The sequence below is a fragment of the Streptosporangium sp. NPDC000396 genome (assembly GCF_042898655.1).
GTDB lineage: Bacteria > Actinomycetota > Actinomycetes > Streptosporangiales > Streptosporangiaceae > Streptosporangium.
The window spans coordinates 149,058-168,587 of record NZ_JBIAZA010000021.1; the positions used below are offsets into that span (position 1 = coordinate 149,058).

The following is a 19,530-nucleotide window of genomic DNA, read 5'->3' on the forward strand; positions in this document are numbered from 1 at the left end:
GTGCGCGGTGAGTCTCATATGGTCAGCACGTCACCGATCCACTGGCTGGCGATTTCTTTGTGTCCGTCGAGGTGTTTCGCGTAGACACGTACGAGAACGTTCATACTGCGCCTCGCACGCTCGGCGAAAGGGCGCCGTTGATCCGCGTCGAGGCGGCAGCGTGTTCCAGGGGCTCCGTGTGACTGTGTACGTCGTAGCCGGAACCGTGGTGCCGGTCGGTGCCCCAGGAACGCATCGGCGCGTCCGGGGCCCGCGACCTAGGCGTGAATCCAGTCCCTCACCTCAGTGCCCTCTTGAGAAGCGCAGGGAATTCTTGTCGTACTCCTCGGCGTCGACGACGGCGAGCACGCGTTTCACCTGCCCCTGAAAATCGATCACTACCGCCTCGTACTTGTCACCCTCGCGCCGCCAACCGACGATGTGCTGGTCGTCGTACCAGCCGATGAACTGACCGGCCCCGAACGAGAACCTGATCCGGGTCTGCGCGGCGCCGTCGGTTGACCAGATGCAGATCTCCCCCGGGTTTTCCTTGCAGTGCGTCAGGAGCAACGTGCCCGACGGGGAGATGATCTCGCCATTCCCGCTGGGCGGGACGCCGACGTTCGGCAGGGTTCGCAGTACGGCGCCATGCAGGTCGTAGAAGCGAATGTTCTGGGTCGTGTCGCTCATCGCCCAGGTGCCGACCGCCTGGCCGTCTCTTCTCCAGAAGTAGGCCCCTCCGTCGCTCTCGTCTTTCTTATGCATCCTGACGATCTCGGCCTTCTTCCCGGCGATGTCGATGATCGCGTAGCCGTACTTTTTGAACGTGTACTGGCCCTTCTTGCTGGTGTCCTCACCCACCTCGTACAGCGTCACCAGGCCCTGGCTGCCGTCCGGAGACCACTGGGGTTCGAACGGGTAGACCGGCGCCTTGGCAATCTTGATCTTGCTTACCGAGCCGGTTATCCGGTCGACGACGGAGACAAGGGAGTAGGAGCTGTCGTCGGGGCTCCTGTCGGTGGCCAGCGCGTGGGTGCCGGAGGCGTTCACCGTGTAATCGAGGTATTTGTCGCTCATGGTGAACTCGTCGGTGCCGGGAGTGCGGACGTAGAGCTTGTTGCCCCAGTCCAGGGTGTAGGCGCTGACCTTGATCGGGTCGGCGTCGCTCTCGTGGAGCGTGATCGAGCTGCCAGGAAGCTTGATCGTCTTGCTCGCCTGAGGCAGGGCGGAGACCGTGGGTGTGGGGCTACCCGGCTGGGAGGCGGTGGCCTGTGGGGTGCCGGTCGTCTGGGCGGACACGACCCGGTCGGGCTTGGTGTCGCGTGACGCCAGCGCGATCCCGGCGGCCGTGACGAGCGTGACCGCGAGTCCCGCTCCGATCGCGATCTGGACCCCGCGTCCGCGCCTGGCCGCTCCCTCCACCGGTTCCGGCGAGGGGAGCGGGGAGGGACGGGACGAGGGGTCGTCATGGAGATATGGAACCGTCTGCTGAGAGTCCGACTCCTCCTGCGGACCGCCCGGCACGGCCTGCCCGGAAGAACTGCCCGGCCCGGTCTGCCCGGAAGAGGAATGAGTGCTGGAATCCGTCTGCTGTGCGGCGGCGGCCGAGCCCTCGGCGAGGATCCCCTGAGGCGCGCCGAGCGCCGACACGCCCGACACGCCGCCGGCGTGGCCGAGCAGCCGCAACAGCGCCTCCCCCGCCGCGGGCCGCAGGGCGGCATCCTTGGCCAGGCACTGCCCGACCAGCTCACGCAGCGCCGGATCGGCGATCGCCCGCAGATCGGGCTCCACATTCATGATCCGGTTGAAGACCGCGGGCAGACTGTCGGTGCCGAAGGGCGGCCGGCCGGTGGCCGCGAAGACCATGGTGCAGCCCCAGGCGAACATGTCCGCCGGCGACCCGGCAGTCTCCCCGGCCAGCTGCTCGGGAGTCATGTAGGAGGGCGTGCCGATCGGTGTCGCGGTCAGCGTGGAGGTGCGGTCGAGCGCCTTGGCGATGCCGAAGTCGATCACCCGGGGGCCGTCGGGGGCGAGCAGCACGTTGGACGGCTTGAAGTCGCGGTGCACGATCCCCGCCTGGTGGATCGCGACCAGCGCGGTCACCGTGCCGATCGCCAGGCGGTGCAGGGCCGCGCCCTCGCGCGGTCCCTCGGCGGCCACCACGGCGTCCAGCGTCGGGCCGTCGATGTACTCGCTGACGATGTAGGGCCGATGCCGGTCGACCCCGGTGTCGATCACCGCGGCGGTGCAGAACGGCGCGACCCGCCGGGTGGTGCTGACCTCACGGACGAAGCGCTCCAGCGCCTCCTCGTCCTGCGCGAGGTCGGCGCGGAGCAGTTTCACCGCCACCCGGGTCCCCGTGGGTGACACACCGAGATAGACCGTGCCCTGGCCGCCTTGGCCGAGCCGCGCGGTGATTCGGTACTCCCGCACCCGCTCGGGATCCCCAGGCCGTAAGGACGCGAGGTCCGGCATGGCCACATCCCCCCTTTTAGGACTTTTTCGGTCCATTGTGGGGGTAAACGATCAATGTATTAGCCACGGGGTCAACCCAGTAAGAGGGCCGGCATCATGTGCGTGCCACGTGGATGACCGGAGCGGACCGGCCGGGGACGCACCACCTCATCTCGTCGGAAGCTCTTGGCGGGGAAGGCCGGGAGTCCGGGTGACTCCATCGGGTCGCCCAGGCTCAGTGCCGGTAGTCGGAGAAGGCGGGGGTGCCGGGTTCGGCGGGCAGGCGCAGGACGCGCGCGACGAAGGAGATCGCGTGATACCACCCGCACACCAGCAGGAGGTCCACGGCGGCCTCGGCGCCGACCGCGGTGGTGAGCTCCAGCCACCGGTGGTCCGACAGATCGTTGGTGTCGCACAGTTCGTCCACGGCGCGGAGCACCGCACGGTCGGCCGGTTCGGCCCAGCAGGCGTCTTCCGGGCTCCCCGCGACGATGGAACGAACCTGGTCCTCGTCAAGACCGGCCTTCTCCGCGAAGACCGCGATGTGGACGCCCCACTCGTACTCGGCTCCACAGCGTGCGGTGGTCCGGTCGATCACCAGCTCGCGGTGGCGTAACGACAGCGCCGACCGGCGTGCCATGTAGTACCGCCCCCACTCGTGAATGCCGCGGGCCCGTTCCGGCCGCCGGGCGAAGATCCGGAACAGGGTCAGCGGTGCGCCCAGCGCCTTGAGGACTTCGGCGGTTTCGACGTCGTACGGAGGTTCGACAGGCTGGAGACGCGGCGGTAGCGTTTGCTTTGAAAATCGAGGCATGTCGGGGACGCTAACATGCGTGCTTCGAAAATAGAAGCGCTTTGATCGTAAGGGGACACACATCGATGGCCCGCGACTCAGACACCCACTCGCCGACGCCGCTCCCTGGCAGGCCGGTCCGCGGCTCGACGACCGGGCGGCCGATCATGGCCCTGCTCGATCTGCTCGGCCGACGCTGGGCGCTGCGCATCATCTGGGAGCTCACCCACGCCCCCGGTCCCACGTTTCGCGAGCTCCAGCAGCGATGCGACGGCATCTCTTCCAGCGTGCTCACCCAGCGACTCGCGGAGCTCGGCGAGGCGGGTCTCGTCCAGCGCGCCGACCGCGGCTACGCCCTGACCCCCGACGGCCAGGGTCTGAGCGCTGACCTCATGCGACTTGAGCACTGGGCCAACCGCTGGGCGACCCGTATCGAACAGCCGCCCTCCTCCTGAAGGGCGGAACGTCGGCATTCACACCGTTCACTGCCAGGCCAGGCCCTGCCCATTTCGGGTCGGCTCCAAGGCCGCCGGCTGAGGGATCGTTGAAAACTCGTGGGTGGGGGCGGTTTGCCCACGGCAGGTGAATGGGCTTGAGTCTCCGCCAGGGGGAGACGCGAGGGTGAGGGCATGGACGGCGGCACGCTCTATTCGATCGGTGACCTGGCCCGGCGGACCGGGCTGACGGTCAAGGTCATTCGGTTCTACTCCGACCGCGGGATCGTGCCGCCGACCGACCGTAGCCCGGCTGGTTACCGCCTTTACGACATCGACGCCGTCGCACGCCTGGACCTCGTGCGGACGCTGCGCGACCTGGGACTGGGCCTCTCCACGATCCGGAAAGTCGTGAACCGGGAGATCTCGCTTCCCGAGGTCGCCGCGGCGCACGCCGAAGCACTGGCGGTGCAGATCCGAACGCTGCGCCTGCGGCGCGCGGTGCTCACGGCGGTGGCCAGGCGCGGGTCCACCCCTGAGGAGATGGATCTCATGCACAAGCTGGCCAAGCTCTCCGAGGACGAACGCCGACGTCTGATCGGCGACTTCCTCGACGCCGCCTTCGGCGGCCTGGACGCCACCCCCGGATTCGCGGGAATCATGCGCTCGATGACCCCCGAACTGCCCGGCAACCCCGAGGCCGAGCAGGTCGAGGCGTGGGTGGAGCTGGCCGAGCTGTCCCAGGATCCGGATTTTCGCGCCAGCGTGCGGCGCATGGCCGAGCGGCATGCGGCCGAGCGGCATGCGGTCGAGCGTGCCCAGGGCGAGGCCACGGGCCTGCGCCGCGACGCCGTCGCGATGGTCCGTGACCAGGTCGGCCCGGCCCTGACGGCCGGCATCGACCCGGCCTCGTCCCAGGCCGATCCGGTCGTCGCAGCGGTCATGGCTCAATACGCGCACGACATGGGCCGCCCCGACGACGCCGGCCTCCGGCACGGGCTGCTGGCCCAGCTGGAGGCCGTGAACGACCCCCGCCGGGAGCTCTACCTCCGGCTGCTCGCAGTGATCAACGGCTGGCCGGCCCCGGAAAGCCTGACGCCGGTGTTGGACTGGTTCATCCAGGCCTTGCGTGCCCGGATACCGGGGTAGCGTGCCGACCGGCCGTGTCGTGACGCGGCCGGCCACGGTTCTGAGGACGGGACCCGGCCATGGTCCCGGCGACGAGACCTGGCCACGATCCTGAGGACGGGACCCGGCGACGGCCCCGAGGACGGGACGACGAGGGATCCCCCGTTCGGACTGCCGGGCGTCGGGACCGTCAATCCCGGGGAGAAGCAGTGATCGAGCGCTGCACGGCATGCCTCAAAGCCCGGCCTCTCCGGGGCGATCATCCTCCAGGCGGCCGGAAAGCCGGGCGATACCATGCGGCAATGCTCCCAGAGACGTTGATCGTGGCAGTTGCCCAGATATCGGCCGAACCTGGCGACGTGCGGGCGAACGCCCGTTCGGCCGCGGATCTGATACCCCGTGCGGCGGACACCGGCGCGAAGCTGCTCATGTTCCCTGAGCTGTCACTCGTGGGCTACGACCTGACCCTCTTCACCGACCCGTCGACCTGGGTCATCGAGGACGATCCGAGGCTCGACGCCGTTCGTCAGGCCGGCCAGGAGTACGGCGTGACCGCGGTGGTGGGCGCCGCGTACCGCGGGCCCGACGGCACGGCCTGGATCGCCTCACTGGCGATGCGCCCCGACGGGGAGATCCAGGTGCACGGTAAACGAAACCTGCACGGCAAGGAGCATGACCTTTTCCAGCCCGGTGGTGAGGGCCGGCTGCTCGACGTCGGTGGCTGGCGTGTCGCCCTGGCCATCTGTTACGACGCCGGGGTTCCGGCGCACGCCGCGGACGCGGCCCGCCAGGGCGCCGAGGTGTACGCCGGGTCCGTCCTGTACACGCGGGAGGAGGCACGGCGCCTGGATGTCCACTTCGCGGCCCGGGCCATGGACCACCGCATGTTCGCGGTCGCCGCGAACTACGCCGGCACGGGGCCGGGGTGGGAGTCATGCGGGGGCAGCGGTGTCTGGCATCCGGACGGCAGGCGGCTGAGCCAGGCCGGAACCGGCCCGGGCCTGTTCACCACGGCATTGTCGCGCGGCGAGCTGCAGGCGCTGCGAGACAGGGACACCCTGGCCGGATACCCGCGCGGAACGGCCTGAGCCCCGCTCCTGCCAGGGCCCGCGTCCGCGTCATCCGCGCCGGTTCCCAAGCGACCCCTCCAGGGGCGCGGTTGGCCCGTGGCGCGTACTACAGCAGGCTGTACCTTCCGGTGGGTAGCGAGTGGGATTCTCCCGGATAGATCACTTTTCTAGCGTTGTCGTCATGAGTGATCTGTATCGAATTGATCCCGCTGCCCGTCCGTCCGCCCCTGAAAAGCAGCGCGGTGGTTCCGCGCTGCGCGCGTCGCTCTGGATCCTGCTTGTCCTGGGCGCGGCGGTGAACCTGGTGTCCAACATCGCCATGAAGGGTGACCTCACGCCGGTCGGGCTGACCGGCGGAGCGGTCGGCGCCGCGAGCGCCGTGGGCCTGGCCGTGCACTACATCAGCCGGCGTCGCTCGTGACTCCCGTCGTCACCCTGGATCGGGTCACGAAGACCTACGGCGAGGTCGTCGCGCTGGATGAGGTCACGCTGGCCTTCCCGCGCGGCAGGTTCGTGGCGATGATGGGGCCGTCGGGCTCGGGAAAGAGCACGTTGCTGCACTGCGCGGCCGCGCTCGACCCGCCCACCTCGGGCTCGGTGATGATCGGCGACGTCGATGTCAGCCGGTTGTCCGAGACCAGGCGTACGGAGCTGCGCAGGAAACATGTCGGCTTTGTTTTCCAGTCCTACAACCTGATGCCGACCGTCACGGTCGAGGAGAACATCACGTTGCCGCTCCGGTTGGCGGGCGTTCGCCCGGATCGGGCCTGGCTCGGCGAGCTGGTGGACCGGGTGGGTCTGAGGGGGCGGCTGCGCCACAAGCCCACCGAGCTGTCGGGAGGCCAGCAGCAGCGGGCGGCGATCGTCCGCGCGCTGGCCGCGCGGCCCGACGTGGTGTTCGCCGACGAGCCCACCGGAGCTCTCGACCTGCGCAGCGCCGCGCAGGTGCTGGAACTGCTGCGCGAGCTGGTGGACGAGCTCGGCCAGACGGTCGTCATGGTCACACACGACCCGGCCGCCGCCGCCTGCGCGCACGACACCCTGGTCCTGGCCGACGGGAAAGTGGTCGACGTGCTCAATGCCCCGTCCCCGGAAGATCTCGCGGTACGGCTCGCGCGGCTCAGCCGGGAGTCCGTCGCATGATCAGGATGTCGCTGGCCATGGCCAGGGTCGGCGGACTCGTGGTGGTGTTCGTGGCGGTGCTCGGCGGGATGGCGCTGGTGGCCGCGACCGGGGTGCTGGTGGACTCGGGTTTTCGCTCGCAGCCGGCCGTACGGCTGGCCGGAGCGGATGTGGTGGTCTCCGCGCGGCAGTCGATCCCGCGCAAGGAGGATCTGCCGGTGGCGCTGCCCGAGCGGGCGGCCGTGCCGGGTTCGCTGGTCGGTGCGGTCTCCGGTGTTCCCGGGGTGGCGGCCGCGGTGGGTGACCTGAGCTTTCCCGCCGCCGTCCTGTCCGGTACGGCGAGCCGTACGGCCGATCCGGCGACGGCGGGGCACGGGTGGTCTTCGCTCGCGCTGAGCGGGCGGCTCACGGCGGGGCGCGCCCCGCGCGCATCGAACGAGATCGCCGTGAACGGCGGGCGGATCGGACAGCAGGTGCGAGTCGTGGCGGGCGGCAGGCCGGCGGCCTACCGGGTGACGGCGCTGGTCGACGCCCCCGGCCTCTACTTCGCCGACGCCAGGGCCGCCGAGCTGGCGGGCCGGACGGCGGGCGCGCGAGCGGGCACCGTCGACCTCGTCGCGGTCCGGGCCGCGCCAGGTGTCGCCCCGGAAGCCCTCGCCGAGAGGCTCGAGGGTCGCCTCGGCGAGCGCTACGAGATCGCGACCGGCCGGTTCAGAGCCGATGCGGAATCACCGGGTGCGGCGGCGGGCCGAGGGCTGCTGCTGGTGCTTCCCGGCTCGATCGGCGGCATCAGCCTGATGATCGTCGGCTTCGTGGTGGGTGGCGGGTTGTCGCTCTCGATCAACAGGCAGCGCCGCGAGCTGGCCCTGCTGCGGGCGGCGGGAGCGACTCCGCGCCAGGTGCGCCGGATGGTCGCCGTCCAGGGCACCGTGGCCGCCGTTCTGGCACTGGCTCCTGGCGCGGCACTGGGTTACCACCTGGCCGCCCGCTTCGGCGAACTGCTCGTGCGCATCGGGGCACTCCGTGCCGACCAGCCGCTGGTGTACGGGCCGCTGCCCGCGGTGGCGGCGGCGCTGTTGCTGCTCGGCGTCGTGAGGGTGGCGTCGTGGGCGGCCTCGCTTCGCGTCTCGCGCATGTCGGTCGTCTCCGGCATAGCCGACGCGCGACCCCCTTCGCGGGCACGCACGAACGCCGGCCTGCTGCTCATGCTGGCCTCCCTGGTGCTGGCCACCGCGCCGCTCTTCGTGCGGACCGAGGCGGCCGCGATCGGCCCGGCCACGGCCGCACTCCTGGCCGTGATCGGCCTGGCGCTGGCGGGCCCCCGGCTGGTCCAGTGGACGGCGGGGGCATTGGCCGGGTCGCGGCTCATGGCTCGGCTTTCGGGTCCTGCCTGGCTCGCGGTCAACAACTGTCACGGGCATGCGCTCAGGACCGCGGGCGCGGTCGCCGCCCTCGGCATGGCGGTCACGCTCGGCCTCAGCGTGGTGCTCACCCAGACCACGATCACCACGGCCATGTCGGATCAGGCCACGCTGGGCATGCGAGGCCTCGTCACCATCACCGCTCCTGGCCTGGGCGGCATTCCCCACGGCCTGCTCGCCGAGGTGCGGGCGACCACCAAGGCCGCCGGGGTGGGGGCGACCACGGTGGTGACCGGACCGCTCCTGTTCGGCGACGATCCGCATCTCATGTCCAGACCCGCCATGGCGCTCGGACCGGACGCCGAAGGACTGGTCGATCTGGAGGTGGTGCGCGGCGGACTGGGCGAGCTCAAGGGCGACGCGATCGCGCTTGACGAGCGGGTGGGCCAGGTCGGCCAGTTCCTCGACGTGACCATGGGTGACGGCGCGCGAGTGCGGGCGCGGGTGGTCGCGACCTATCGGCGAGGGCTCGGATTCGGTCCGATCGTGATCTCCCGCGACCTGGCCGCGGTTCACACCACAACCGGTCTCGACGCCGCGATCCTCGCCCGGCCCGCGGAGCTCGGCCCGTTGCTCGGCAGATGGCCCGGGGTCGAGCTCACGACCCGGCCGGAGGGCCCGCAGGCGGGTTCGGCCTCGGCCCAGGCGATGGTGAACATGGCCGTGCTCGCCGTACTGCTGGCCTACGTGCTGGTGGCCGTCGCGAACCGGCTGGTGGCGACCACCACGGCCCGGCGCGATGAGCTGAACGCGCTGCGGTGGCTGGGCGCGACGCCGGGCCAGCTGAGGCGGATGATCCGCTGGGAGGCGGCGATGATCGGCGCCGGGGCGTCGGGGGCGGGGCTCGTGCTCTCGGCCGTGCCGCTGGTCCTGCTCGGCATAGGCTTCCTCGGCCGTTCTGTTCCGGCCGGGCCGCTGTGGCTGGCGCCGGCATCCGTACTGGTGGTGGCATTGGTAGTGTGGCTTGCCGTTGAACTCCCCGCCAGAAAGATCCTCCGATAAGTGCGGCTGACACATTTGTGGCGCAATGCTCGTTATCTCCTGGTGGGCCTGATGACGGCGATCGCGACGATGATCCTCCTACCGCTTCTGGTCGTCGGTGTGATGTCCACCGGGCTGGGCGGGCTGGGGCTGGTGGTGGTCCCGCGCATGATGGTGGGCACGCGGCAGTGGGCCGAATGGCATCGCCGGCGCGCGGCCGAGCTGCTGGGAGTCGCGATCTCCGAGCGGGAGGCGCACCTGCCCCAGGGGGTTCGCGCGCAGTGGCGGCAGGTCCTGGAGGATCGTGAGATCAGGCGCGACCTGTGGTGGATGCTCCGGCACGTCGTGACCGGCATCCCCGCAGGGCTGATCGCGCTGGTGTCCCTCGGCGGGCTGGTGAGCACCACGATCGTGGTCCCGTTCTGGTGGCTGTTCCCCGCGGGGCAGCCGCTGACGGTGCTGGCCGTCCCGGTGACCGGATGGGTGAGCGCGCTCGGCCTCGGCGCCGTGCAGATCGCCGTTACGGGGGCACTCGGCTGGTGGGCGCTGCCGAAGCTGGGTCCCATGCACGCGCGAGGGTGCCTGGCGGCGCTGGAGCCGTCCGCGGAGGATCAGCTCGCCGAGCGGGTCGGCGAGCTGACCGAAAGCAGGGCGGGTGTGCTCGACGCCCACGGTGCCGAGCTGCGCCGGATCGAGCGCGATCTGCACGACGGCACCCAGGCCAGGCTCGTGGCCATCGCGATGCGGCTGGGTGTGGCCAGGGAGGCGATCCCCGAGGACTCCGGGATGCTCGCCAAGCTGCTCAAGGAGGCGCACGAGGGGGCCGAGGAGGCGATGACCGAGCTGCGAGACGTGATCCGCACGATGTACCCGCCCATCCTCGCCGACCGGGGACTGCCGGGCGCGGTGACCGCGGTGGCCGCACGGGCGGGTGTCCCCGTCGAAGTGACGCTGGACGACCTGGGACGGGTACCCGCGGCGGTCGAGGCCGCCGCGTACTTCATCGTGGCGGAGACGATCACCAACGCCGCCAAGCACAGCGGCGCCACCCGGGTCACCGTACGGCTGGCCAGGCAGAACGATAGGCTGCGGATCGAGATCGCCGACGACGGGCGTGGCGGGATCGACGAGAGCCGGGGCACCGGCATCGGGGGCGTCCGCAGGAGGGCGGCCGCGCTCGATGGCACCGTGCTGGTCGAGAGCCCCGTCGGCGGGCCGACCGCCATCACCGTGGAGCTGCCGTGCGCGTCGTGATCGCTGAGGACAACGTCCTGCTCTCGGCGGGCCTGGAACTGCTTCTGGGCACCAGGGGCATCGAGGTGGCCGCCATCGTCACCGACGGACCCGGCCTGCTGGAGGCCGTGGACCGGCATCGGCCCGACCTCGTGATCGCCGACGTGCGGCTGCCGCCGTCCTTCCGCGACGAGGGGATCAAGGCGGCCGTGGCCATCCGGCAGGCGCATCCCGGCCTGCCGGTCATGGTCCTGTCGCAGTACGTCGAGAAGCTCTACGCGCGCGAGCTGCTCGCCAACGGCTCCGGAGGGGTCGGTTACCTGCTCAAGGACAGGGTCGGCCGGGTCGGGCAGTTCATCGACGACCTGCTACGGGTCTCCGAAGGCGGCACCGTCATGGACCCCGAGGTCATCGCCCAGCTCATGACAGGCGGCGGCGGGAACGCCCTCGACGCGCTCACCAACCGGGAACGGGAGGTGCTGTCGCTGATGGCGCAGGGCCTCAGCAACGCCGAGATCGGCCAGCGGCTGGTGGTCACCGACAACGCCGTGCACAAGCACATCGGCAACATCTTCGCCAAGCTCGGCCTGCCGGTCTCCGACGGAGGCCACCGCAGGGTGCTCGCCGTACTGGCTTTCCTCGACAACCAGTAACGCCCATTTTCTTTCGCGTTCATGGTCCTGTGCGCCTGGCGGGTTCAGCCCGCTGCCGGGAGGGAAATCGGCTCGTCCTTCCGGCTCGATCCGGTGCCGGTGATTCATTTTTAAGATCGCCTGATTTCTGCGCGCGGGAATTCCGCGCGGATGAGATGACCGTGGTCGGGTGTGCGATCTTTCCAGCCGAACGAGTTTCGGAAAGTCTCCTTCCGTAGTCGAATCATCACCGATCGTCTCGAACGATCGCATACTCCCCGTCCGGAAGCGGACAGCGATTCCCTTGTGTCCGAATGACTTGATTCGGACGCGGAGGGGCTCGTCCTTGCAGGCGAGGGGCTTGGATGCGCCGCCGGGCGAAATTATTTCGGGCTAATAGCTGCAAGCTGGAAATGCATTATATGAGCGATGTTTAATCGCGTGTTACTGGCTTTACAGGTGTATGTCAATATATTGATCCGCCTATGGCTTCATGAAATACCAGGTTCCTCAGCTCACCACGGGCAAGGAGGAAACCCCGGTGAAAGTCCCCCCACCCCTCGAAGGCGCGAGCCGATTCACCCGCCGCCTCGCGGTCGCGCTGGGTGCGACCTTGATCGCCGCGTCGATCGGTGGCGTGCAGGCCGCCTCCGCGCAGGATCCGGACAAGGACACCCGCACGCAGGCCATAGAGCAGAACGGTCCTGTACCGGGCGGCTTCGATTCATGGAAGGAACTCCTGGCCACCCAGGAGCGACTGGTCAGTGCCGCGGACCGCATCACCGCGGCCGCCCAGAAGCAGGGCGCCAGCGGCTACGCCGGCATCATCGCCGCGCCGGAGAACCACGAACTGCGCGTTTACTGGAAAGGGAACACCCCCCAGTCGATCGACGGTCTCATCGGTGAACTGCGCGGCGACGTCGCCATCAGCGTTCTCCCGGCCAAGCACTCGGCGCGCGAACTGGAACGCGAGGTCGCCCGGATCACTCGGAAGCCCGGCGGTGTGATCACCTCGGTCGCACCCCAGCCCGACGGTTCCGGCCTGACCGTGACCGGTGCGGACGCCAGGGCGGCCCGCGCCGCGGTCAGCGATGTGACGGTGCCGGTCACCGTGGAAACCGGCGTCCGCCCGGCGCTGGCGACCCGGTGGGACGACTCCCCGCCGTGGTGGGGCGGAGGCGCCTGGCGGAACACCAGTGGCGGCGGCTGCTCCACCGGTTTCGCCGTCTCGCACGGAGGCGTGACCAAGATGCTCTCCGCCGGTCACTGCGGGGCGGTGGGCAACACGGCCACCGACCCGACCGGTCAGGTCATCGGCGGCATCTCCCAGGACGACAACGGCCGCGACGTGCTGTTGATCAACGCGGGATCCCAGGGCCGGGTCTTCAACAACGCCATCGGCAACACCGCCAACGAGTTCAACAACCCGGTCATCGGCACCTCCGGCAGCTATGTCGGCCTGTGGGTGTGCACCTCCGGCGCCTACTCGGGCACCAACTGCAGCATCCAGGTCCAGCAGACCGGCGTGAGCATCAACGTCGGCTACTGGATCACCGGCACCGTCCGGGCGGAGCAGTCCGCGCACACCAACGCCGTGGGACAGGGCGACAGCGGCGGCTCGGTTGAGGTCATCAACGCCTCCAACACGAGCCAGGTGTACGCGGCGGGCGTCAACACCGCCATCGACACGAGCACCGCGGTGCCGTGCACCGGCTACGTCACCACCGGCCGGACCTGCGCGTGGCGGATGTACTACACCCCGTGGAGCAACGCGGTGGCCTCGTTCCCCGGCATCGCGATCGTCCTGGGCTGAGCCCGGCGTCCGGGACGCCGGGCCCCGGCCTGACATCCCGGACGCTGAATCCCGGACGCTGAATCCCGGTCCTGGCACGGCGTCCAGGACCGGGACCTCGATCTGGCAAGACAGGTGAGGCCGGCGCGGATGCGCCGGCCTCACCTCGGCGCGAAACCCGGCTTCCACGCCGGCGGAACAGAACGCGGACCGAATCCGTCACACCTATGTCGGCAAGCGATAAGCCCGCCCAATCCCCCTAAGCCCGCAGAAGCCAGCACAAGCCCGCGTAAGCCCGCAAAAGCCCGCGTAAGCCCGACAGCTGGAGGCGACATCATGCACCCGACCGCTCGCACGCATCCCGCGGCCGCCATCTTCGCCACGGCCTTCCTCGGCTGTCTCCTCACCGCCATGGCGGCCTGTGCCACGTCCGGTACGGCCGGCGACGACGTCCCGGACCCCACCGGGAGCGGTGACTCCCGGCAGTACGGCCAGGCGGAACTCGACGCCGCGGCGACAAAGATCGACGCCTATCTGCGGCAGGGCTTTCCCGGCCACTACGCGGGAATCGTGCTTGACCCGGCCAGACCCGCACTGATCATCTATCGGCGCACCTCCACCGCCCTGGACGCGGCCCTCCGCAAGTGGTTCGGTGACGTCCCCGTGGAGTTGCGCGACGCTCCGTACGCGGCCCGGGAGCTTGAGGTGCTCGCCAAACGCATTCGCGGCGACGCCGAAGACTGGCGGAGGCAGGGGCTTTCGATCACCTCGGTCGCCGTCCGCCCGGACGGCACCGCCGTCGAGGTCGGCACGCACGAGGTCGCGAGGGCGACCGCGGAGCTGCCGAAGAAATACGGCCAGGCACCGCTGGTCATCATCGAGGCCGGTCCGGCGCTGCCGACTCCGTCCAGGTGAGTCATCGAAGCCGGTCCGGCGCTCCCGGCCCCGTCCAGGTGAGTCGCCGAAGCCGGTCCGGTGCTCCCGGCCCCGTCCGGATGAGCCCGATCGCCGCCGGCCTCCCAGCCGTGAGCCGGTGGATCGACGAGCCGTGGATCACTGGGTGTGGGACTGCTGATGCGCCCAGACGTAGGTCTCCGGGAGGAGCTCGGTGATGGGGCGGGAGCGCGGGGACTCGGTCGATCCAACGATCACTCTGATGGCCGGGAAGTAGTCCAGCATCATCTGGCGGCAGCGCCCGCAGGGCGGTATCACTCCACGGCCGCCGTCTCCCACCGCGACCATGGTGACCAGGTCATAGATGCCTCGTCCGGCCGCGGCGCCGATGACGACCAGCTCGGCGCAGGGGCCGCCGCTGAAGTGATAGACGTTCACGCCGGTGATGATCTCGCCGCTCGCCGCGCGCGCGGCGGCGGCCACGGTGTGGTTGTCGCCGCGGCAGTATCTCTTCGCGACGTCGGACGCCGCGCGGATCAGCTCGTGATCGATTTCTGGAATGGGGGTGCTCATGGATATGGGTCCTCCTCGTTCTTCGCGGGCTCCGGCTGCGGCCCGCTTGGCGGCGGCCTCCTCTTCCATCGACTCCCACCGACTTTCAGGCTGTTCTCAAGTCTCAAGGGAGCGGGGGAAGGACTTCAAGCTCCACCCGGTGGGGCGAGTCCGGTCGCTTTCCCAGGCCGGGTTTCGACGGCTGGTTTTTGAGGCCGGTTTTCGAGGGGCGCAGGTTATGCCACCACATGTCTTCTTTCAGGCGACGTTTCGATCATTTCGGCTCTCAAGCTCGTTCATCCTGTTTCTCGTGTCCGAGATCGGACAGGCGGGCCGATCGGCGGGAAGGTTCTCTGGTCGAGGCCCCCTCCGGATGCCATAGTCGCAGCAGGTTCCAGGCCGAAAGCGGGTTTCGCGTGCGGGACGTGACGCAGATCGTGGGTCAGGCTCAGGCCGGGCTCTCCGAGAGCTCCGAGGCTCCCGAGGAGACGAAGGAGTGTGCCGCCAGGGTCGCCCGGCTACGGAAGCTGAGCCTGGATGAGGATTCTCTGTCCGGCTATGTCGGGCGATATCTGTCACTGGATCGTTTCGGCCTTGAAACCAGGGGATATCTGCTCGACCCTCCCCCCAAGGGTGCCGCGCTCATCACCGCCGAATACCGTTCGCCGCGGGGAGAGATCCTGCTGCGCGAGGTCAAAGACGTGCTGTACGGGCTTCTGCTCGGCGGTGAGGAGGAGGGGGTACGGCTGACGCGGGTCGAGCGCGAACTGCTCACCCTGACGGTGCCCCGTGCCAAGGCCCACGCCGTCGCGTTCGTGCTCCGCGCGGCCACCGAGTTCGGCGCCGAGGGAACCTGGCGTGACCCCCGGCGGATCGCCGGCGACGACCGGGCCGCCAACACGATCTTTCAGATCGGGTACGGCGAGATCGCCGGAGAGCGCGTCGGCGACGCCGTCTCCGCGGCACTCAAACTGATCAACAACCTGGAGATCAACGAACGGGTCCTCTATGGCCGGGTGGGGAACATCGAAGAGAGCACCCTCATCGACTGAGCGCGGCCCACAGGGTGGCGAACTCCTCGGCGGTCAGGGGATTCAGGCCGAAGTCGTCCGGATAGATCGGGCCCTCGGCCAGGAAGCCGTGCTCGTCCTCGATGTGGCTCCACGAGTATCGGCGGGCCAGGCCGTCCGGCCCCAGTTCGGCGTGCCTGATGGGCCAGTATTCCCCGCCGTCGTCGATGACGGTCTCGAACAGCCACACGTGGCCGTCGCCGTCCACGCCGTGCCAGTACCAATGCGGTCTGTCGCTCTCGTCGAGCGCGCGAATCGCGTCTCTGCGACGGTCCTGCAGCATTGTGCTCCTCGGTCGGGCGTACGGTCTCCACCGATCGTTTCATCGAAGCGGGGCAGCTGTCGCCAAGTGGGAAAACAGCGAAAAATGGGGGAAGAGTGCGAAGAACCACTGTGGCCGCGCTGGCCGTGCTCGGTTCGGTCGTCCTGACCGCGGGATCGGGGACGGCCGTCGCCGAGCCCTGCGCCACGGCACGGGAGCCGATCTATGTGATCAACTTCTACGGCGCCGAGGAAGGGCGGGCCGACCAGCGGCCGTCGAACCTGGTCGTCTCGGAGTTCAGCTCGCTGGGCGGGCTCACCTGGCGGCGCTGGGGGCCGCGTACGGCGGTCGGCGTGGGCAAGCTGCGCGGCAGCTGGTGCCTGCCGGGCTGCCTGGCCGAGCCGTACACCGCGACGGTCACTCTTGGCAGGGTGAAGAAGGTGCGGGGGGAGAAGTACTTCACCCGGTTCGACATCGACGGAGACTTCCCCAAGCCCGACGAGCCCGCCGACGCACTGTCCGGAGCACTGCCCACGCCGTGAGCTCGCGATCCGGGCAGTCCTTGATTGATTTCGCATCGCGCTCCCAAGCCGTGTATGGTTACACCTGTCCGCAGCGCGAGAGCAAAGCAGACAGGCCCCTTTAGCTCAGTCGGCAGAGCGTCTCCATGGTAAGGAGAAGGTCTACGGTTCGATTCCGTAAAGGGGCTCGATAGCCAAAGGCCCTAACCATCCGGTTAGGGCTTTCGGCTTGGGTGGGCCGTGGAGGCCACCAGAAATACTCAAGGTTCCCGACACGAGCGCGGGCATACTGGGGAAACCCGGAAGTGGCCGCCCTGACCTGCGCAAGTACGCAGGCGCTCCAAGGGTCGGGTATCCTTGCGGGGTCGGTCGATTCTGTCCGGCCCCAAGGCGGAGTAGCTCAGTCAGGCAGAGCAAACGGCTCATAATCGTTGTGTCGCCGGTTCAAGTCCGGCCTCCGCTACTACCCTTCCGGGCCCCTCTCAAGGGGGCCGGTGCGGGTTGTCCACAGTCCCAAACGTAGAAAGGCACTCCCAAGTGGCTGCCACCGACGTTAGGCCGAAGATCACGCTGGCCTGCCAGGAGTGCAAGCACCGCAACTACATCACGCGGAAGAACCGGCGTAACGACCCGGATCGGCTTGAGCTGAAGAAGTACTGCCCCAACTGCAAGACGCACCGGGCGCACCGCGAGACCCGCTAAGTCTCTGCGAAGCCTCCCGGCCCTTGGCGGGAGATGGGTACTTCAGTAGGACCCGCATACTCAACGCAGACCGGCGCCCCTCTCTAGGGCGCCGGTTTGTTGTGTTTGTACAGGTTTCTTGTCCGGGCGTTGACCATGCCGGACAGCCGGTGCCGGACGCGTGCCGGGCTACGGTTTCCTGGTGGCCGGTGGGGGGAATGCCTCCCGAATATTGTTCTGTTAATGTCGGCTTCACCAGCTCGGTATCCGCAAAGGAGCACGATGGCTCTGAATCGTGATTTCGTCGGGCGGGCGTCCGCGCCTTCCACGCCCTACGAGGTCAGCCGCGTGAAGATCAAGGAGTTCGCGACGGCGATCGGCGACAACAACCCGATCTACCGGGACCGGGAGGCCGCCCAGGCCGCCGGGTATCCCGACGTGATCGCCCCGCCGACCTTCCCCATCGTGTTCAGCCTGGCGGGCGGGACGATCCTCGCCGACCCCGAGCTCGGCCTGAACTTCGCCATGGTGGTCCACGGCGAGCAGCGCTTCGAATACCACCGGCCGATCCACGCCGGTGACGAGCTGGTCAGCGTCTCGACCGTGACCGCCATCCGCAGCGTCGGCCGCAACGAGCTCATCACCGTCAGGAGCGACGTCACGACCGTCGAGGGTGAGCCCGTCTGCACGACCTACAACACCATCGTCGAGCGTGGAGGGGCGAGCTGATGGCCGCGACTGTCAAATACGACGAGGTCGAGACCGGCCAGGAGATCCCGGCCGTCGACTACCCGGTCCGCCGCGCCAACCTGGTGATGTACGCCGGGGCCTCGGGCGACTTCAACCCCATCCACTGGAACGAGCGTTTCGCCAAGGCGGTCGGCCTGCCCGACGTCATCGCGCACGGAATGTTCACCATGGCTCAGGGCGGCAGGTTCGTCACCGACTGGGCCGGCGACCCCGGAGCGGTCGTCGACTACGGGGTGCGGTTCTCCTCCATGGTGGTCGTCCCGGACGATGACCAGGGTGCCGTCATCACGGTGAGCGGTGTCGTCGAGGAGAAGCTTGAGGACAAGCGGGTGGTGGTCGCGCTGACCGCCAGGTCCGGTGACTCCCGTGTGCTCTCCAAGGCCCGTGCGGTGGTCCAGCTCAGCTAGGGGCGCCGAGCAGATCCGCACCGTAAGCGAATATCCACAGAGCGTGTTAAGGCGCAGCTCGCGGGCCGGGGACTGATACTCTCCCCGGTCCGTGGGTAACGTCCGAGGATGAGCGAAGTACCACCTCACGTGAAGGTGCTCGCCGAGCAGCGGGCCGAGGCGCGAACCGGCCGCGACCAGGCCAGGGCCGACGCGCTCCGCGACGAGATCGAAGCCGAGGGCTGGCTCGTCCGCGACGTCGGAGACGGGTTCGAGCTCGTTCCACGGCCACCCTTCAAGGTGTGGCCCACAGTGAGCTCCCTCTCTCCGCCCGAAACGGGCGCCCGATGGTCCGGGCCGGTCACCGGCTCATCCGGGCCGGTCGCGGGCTCCGAGCCCGCCAAGCGTGACGTCCAGGCGGACACCGAGCAGGTCGCCAAGGCCGCGGAACCGGCCGCCGGGCCGGAGCGACTCGACCCCGTGCAGGCCGAACGGGTCGCCCGCACCGAGACCGCGCCACTGCCCGAGCCCAAGGGCTCCGAGCTCGTCGGCCGGGCGGACGACATCGAGGGCACTCCCGAACGGATGCTCTTCTCCCAGCTGCTGTGGGACGCGAGCCTGTCGGTGTCGCGACTCGACGAGGAGATCACCCCGGTCGAGGCCGAGGAGCCGGTCCCGCCCCCGACCGTGACGGTCGGGCTCGTGGTGGACGGCTGGCCCGACGATCTGCGAAGGTGCGTGCGCGCCCTGGTCGCCCGCACCGGGGCCAAAGTCCTGGGCCTGGATCTGGGAAACATGGACGGCGCCGGAGCCGTTCTGCACGAGCTGGCCCAGGAGTATCCCCACCAGGTGGAGGCCTGGCACGTGGCCGAGACCCCGCACTGGCGGGGAGGGACGGCGGGCTGGGGCGAGAGCCGTAACAAGCTGCTGAAGCTCGACACCTCCGAGGTGCACGTCGTGATGGACACCTCCATGGTCATGGACGGTGACGCGATCACCCCGCTGGTCAGGGCGCTGGCCGACGACGTGGCCGCGGCGGGGTGGAAGGGGATGAACCCCACCCAGGACGGCCATGACTGGCGGGATGCCGAGCCGGGCGACGTCCGGGGGCTGCTGGGTCACCTGTTCGCGGTCAGGCGTGACGTCGCGCTCTCCGTGGGCGGGTTCCCCGAGGACGCCCGCTACTACCGCAACGCCGATCTGGAGTTCTCCCTGTTGCTCCCCGGCACCCTTGTCGCCTTCGGCAAGGACCTCCCGGTCCATCAGGAACGGCACCGCGGCTATCACGACGTCGACCCCGACTATCGCGACAGGGAGTCCCGCAGGACCTATGACCGCGTGCTGAGGCTGCTGCGCGCCACATAGGGTGGTCGCC

20 protein-coding genes and 2 tRNA genes are annotated in these 19,530 nt (G+C 69.1%); 18 read left to right on the top strand and 4 right to left on the bottom strand.

Annotated elements, in window-relative coordinates; genetic code table 11:
• Nucleotides 1–282 precede the first annotated feature (282 nt).
• Entirely contained in the window at nt 283–2,454 is a 2,172-nt protein-coding gene (locus ACFY2X_RS30785) for a serine/threonine protein kinase (RefSeq protein ID WP_389944980.1), read from the bottom strand.
• A gap of 214 nt (nt 2,455–2,668) precedes the next feature.
• On the bottom strand, nt 2,669–3,247 hold the full coding sequence (locus ACFY2X_RS30790) for a carboxymuconolactone decarboxylase family protein (protein ID WP_389944982.1): 579 nt from the start codon (nt 3,245–3,247) through the stop codon (nt 2,669–2,671).
• 65 nt (nt 3,248–3,312) lie between these two features.
• Here ACFY2X_RS30790 and ACFY2X_RS30795 point away from each other — a divergent pair, with 65 nt between their 5' ends.
• From ACFY2X_RS30795 to ACFY2X_RS30840, 10 genes are all read left to right on the top strand, one after another.
• Entirely contained in the window at nt 3,313–3,681 is a 369-nt protein-coding gene (locus tag ACFY2X_RS30795) for a winged helix-turn-helix transcriptional regulator (RefSeq protein ID WP_389944984.1), read from the top strand.
• A 174-nt stretch (nt 3,682–3,855) separates the two neighbouring features.
• Nucleotides 3,856–4,809 (top strand): MerR family transcriptional regulator, encoded by a 954-nt coding sequence (locus ACFY2X_RS30800; RefSeq protein WP_389944987.1) that lies wholly within the window; start codon nt 3,856–3,858, stop codon nt 4,807–4,809.
• Nucleotides 4,810–5,090: 281 nt separating this feature from the next.
• Nucleotides 5,091–5,876 (top strand): carbon-nitrogen hydrolase family protein, encoded by a 786-nt coding sequence (locus ACFY2X_RS30805; RefSeq protein WP_389944990.1) that lies wholly within the window; start codon nt 5,091–5,093, stop codon nt 5,874–5,876.
• A gap of 163 nt (nt 5,877–6,039) precedes the next feature.
• A complete protein-coding gene (locus tag ACFY2X_RS30810) occupies nt 6,040–6,279 on the top strand; it encodes a hypothetical protein (protein ID WP_389944993.1) in 240 nt (79 codons plus the stop codon).
• A complete protein-coding gene (locus tag ACFY2X_RS30815) occupies nt 6,276–7,001 on the top strand; it encodes an ABC transporter ATP-binding protein (RefSeq protein WP_389944996.1) in 726 nt (241 codons plus the stop codon). The genes ACFY2X_RS30810 and ACFY2X_RS30815 overlap by 4 nt, the downstream gene beginning before the upstream one ends.
• Nucleotides 6,998–9,403, top strand: a complete 2,406-nt coding sequence (locus ACFY2X_RS30820; RefSeq protein WP_389944999.1) for an FtsX-like permease family protein — start codon at nt 6,998–7,000, stop codon at nt 9,401–9,403. The genes ACFY2X_RS30815 and ACFY2X_RS30820 overlap by 4 nt, the downstream gene beginning before the upstream one ends.
• Complete coding sequence (locus ACFY2X_RS30825; protein ID WP_389945002.1) at nt 9,404–10,636, top strand: sensor histidine kinase; 1,233 nt, start codon at nt 9,404–9,406, stop codon at nt 10,634–10,636.
• Nucleotides 10,624–11,268, top strand: a complete 645-nt coding sequence (locus tag ACFY2X_RS30830; protein ID WP_389945005.1) for a response regulator — start codon at nt 10,624–10,626, stop codon at nt 11,266–11,268. The genes ACFY2X_RS30825 and ACFY2X_RS30830 overlap by 13 nt, the downstream gene beginning before the upstream one ends.
• A gap of 520 nt (nt 11,269–11,788) precedes the next feature.
• Nucleotides 11,789–13,060, top strand: a complete 1,272-nt coding sequence (locus tag ACFY2X_RS30835; protein WP_389945008.1) for a hypothetical protein — start codon at nt 11,789–11,791, stop codon at nt 13,058–13,060.
• Between the two features lie 315 nt (nt 13,061–13,375).
• Nucleotides 13,376–13,954 (top strand): hypothetical protein, encoded by a 579-nt coding sequence (locus ACFY2X_RS30840; protein WP_389945011.1) that lies wholly within the window; start codon nt 13,376–13,378, stop codon nt 13,952–13,954.
• 138 nt (nt 13,955–14,092) lie between these two features.
• Here the strand turns inward: ACFY2X_RS30840 and ACFY2X_RS30845 are convergent, their stop codons facing one another.
• Nucleotides 14,093–14,506, bottom strand: coding sequence for a cytidine deaminase family protein (locus tag ACFY2X_RS30845; RefSeq protein WP_389945013.1), 414 nt, complete (start codon nt 14,504–14,506; stop codon nt 14,093–14,095).
• 404 nt (nt 14,507–14,910) lie between these two features.
• Between ACFY2X_RS30845 and ACFY2X_RS30850 the strand changes: the two genes are divergently transcribed.
• Entirely contained in the window at nt 14,911–15,537 is a 627-nt protein-coding gene (locus ACFY2X_RS30850) for a hypothetical protein (RefSeq protein ID WP_389945015.1), read from the top strand.
• Here ACFY2X_RS30850 and ACFY2X_RS30855 read toward each other — a convergent pair.
• Nucleotides 15,527–15,838 (bottom strand): hypothetical protein, encoded by a 312-nt coding sequence (locus tag ACFY2X_RS30855; RefSeq protein WP_389945017.1) that lies wholly within the window; start codon nt 15,836–15,838, stop codon nt 15,527–15,529. The two genes, ACFY2X_RS30850 and ACFY2X_RS30855, sit on opposite strands and share 11 nt — an antisense overlap.
• Before the next feature lie 95 nt (nt 15,839–15,933).
• On the opposite strand from ACFY2X_RS30855, the gene ACFY2X_RS30860 reads away from it, so the two are divergent.
• The 7 genes from ACFY2X_RS30860 (at nt 15,934) to ACFY2X_RS30890 (ending at nt 19,520) form a co-directional block, all read left to right on the top strand.
• A complete protein-coding gene (locus ACFY2X_RS30860; protein WP_389945020.1) occupies nt 15,934–16,359 on the top strand; it encodes a hypothetical protein in 426 nt (141 codons plus the stop codon).
• A 94-nt stretch (nt 16,360–16,453) separates the two neighbouring features.
• Nucleotides 16,454–16,526: transfer RNA gene (locus tag ACFY2X_RS30865), tRNA-Thr, on the top strand.
• A 201-nt stretch (nt 16,527–16,727) separates the two neighbouring features.
• Nucleotides 16,728–16,801 (top strand) — tRNA-Met (locus ACFY2X_RS30870).
• Nucleotides 16,802–16,875: 74 nt separating this feature from the next.
• Nucleotides 16,876–17,040 carry a 50S ribosomal protein L33 gene (gene rpmG / locus ACFY2X_RS30875; RefSeq protein ID WP_036325591.1) on the top strand — a complete coding sequence of 55 codons (165 nt, stop codon included), beginning with the start codon at nt 16,876–16,878 and terminating at the stop codon, nt 17,038–17,040.
• Between the two features lie 261 nt (nt 17,041–17,301).
• Complete coding sequence (locus tag ACFY2X_RS30880) at nt 17,302–17,748, top strand: MaoC family dehydratase N-terminal domain-containing protein (protein ID WP_389945023.1); 447 nt, start codon at nt 17,302–17,304, stop codon at nt 17,746–17,748.
• A complete protein-coding gene (locus tag ACFY2X_RS30885) occupies nt 17,748–18,176 on the top strand; it encodes a MaoC family dehydratase (RefSeq protein ID WP_389945026.1) in 429 nt (142 codons plus the stop codon). The genes ACFY2X_RS30880 and ACFY2X_RS30885 overlap by 1 nt, the downstream gene beginning before the upstream one ends.
• Nucleotides 18,177–18,284: 108 nt before the next feature.
• Entirely contained in the window at nt 18,285–19,520 is a 1,236-nt protein-coding gene (locus tag ACFY2X_RS30890; RefSeq protein ID WP_389945029.1) for a hypothetical protein, read from the top strand.
• The last annotated feature ends 10 nt before the right edge of the window (nt 19,521–19,530 follow it).

Coding starts and splice junctions, on each gene's coding strand:
- ACFY2X_RS30785 (WP_389944980.1), bottom strand. CDS start 2,454: ATGCCGGACCTCGCGTCCTTACGGCCTGGGGATCCCGAGCGGGTGCGG.
- ACFY2X_RS30790 (WP_389944982.1), bottom strand. CDS start 3,247: ATGCCTCGATTTTCAAAGCAAACGCTACCGCCGCGTCTCCAGCCTGTC.
- ACFY2X_RS30795 (WP_389944984.1), top strand. CDS start 3,313: ATGGCCCGCGACTCAGACACCCACTCGCCGACGCCGCTCCCTGGCAGG.
- ACFY2X_RS30800 (WP_389944987.1), top strand. CDS start 3,856: ATGGACGGCGGCACGCTCTATTCGATCGGTGACCTGGCCCGGCGGACC.
- ACFY2X_RS30805 (WP_389944990.1), top strand. CDS start 5,091: ATGCTCCCAGAGACGTTGATCGTGGCAGTTGCCCAGATATCGGCCGAA.
- ACFY2X_RS30810 (WP_389944993.1), top strand. CDS start 6,040: ATGAGTGATCTGTATCGAATTGATCCCGCTGCCCGTCCGTCCGCCCCT.
- ACFY2X_RS30820 (WP_389944999.1), top strand. CDS start 6,998: ATGATCAGGATGTCGCTGGCCATGGCCAGGGTCGGCGGACTCGTGGTG.
- ACFY2X_RS30840 (WP_389945011.1), top strand. CDS start 13,376: ATGCACCCGACCGCTCGCACGCATCCCGCGGCCGCCATCTTCGCCACG.
- ACFY2X_RS30845 (WP_389945013.1), bottom strand. CDS start 14,506: ATGAGCACCCCCATTCCAGAAATCGATCACGAGCTGATCCGCGCGGCG.
- ACFY2X_RS30855 (WP_389945017.1), bottom strand. CDS start 15,838: ATGCTGCAGGACCGTCGCAGAGACGCGATTCGCGCGCTCGACGAGAGC.
- ACFY2X_RS30880 (WP_389945023.1), top strand. CDS start 17,302: ATGGCTCTGAATCGTGATTTCGTCGGGCGGGCGTCCGCGCCTTCCACG.
- ACFY2X_RS30885 (WP_389945026.1), top strand. CDS start 17,748: ATGGCCGCGACTGTCAAATACGACGAGGTCGAGACCGGCCAGGAGATC.
- ACFY2X_RS30890 (WP_389945029.1), top strand. CDS start 18,285: ATGAGCGAAGTACCACCTCACGTGAAGGTGCTCGCCGAGCAGCGGGCC.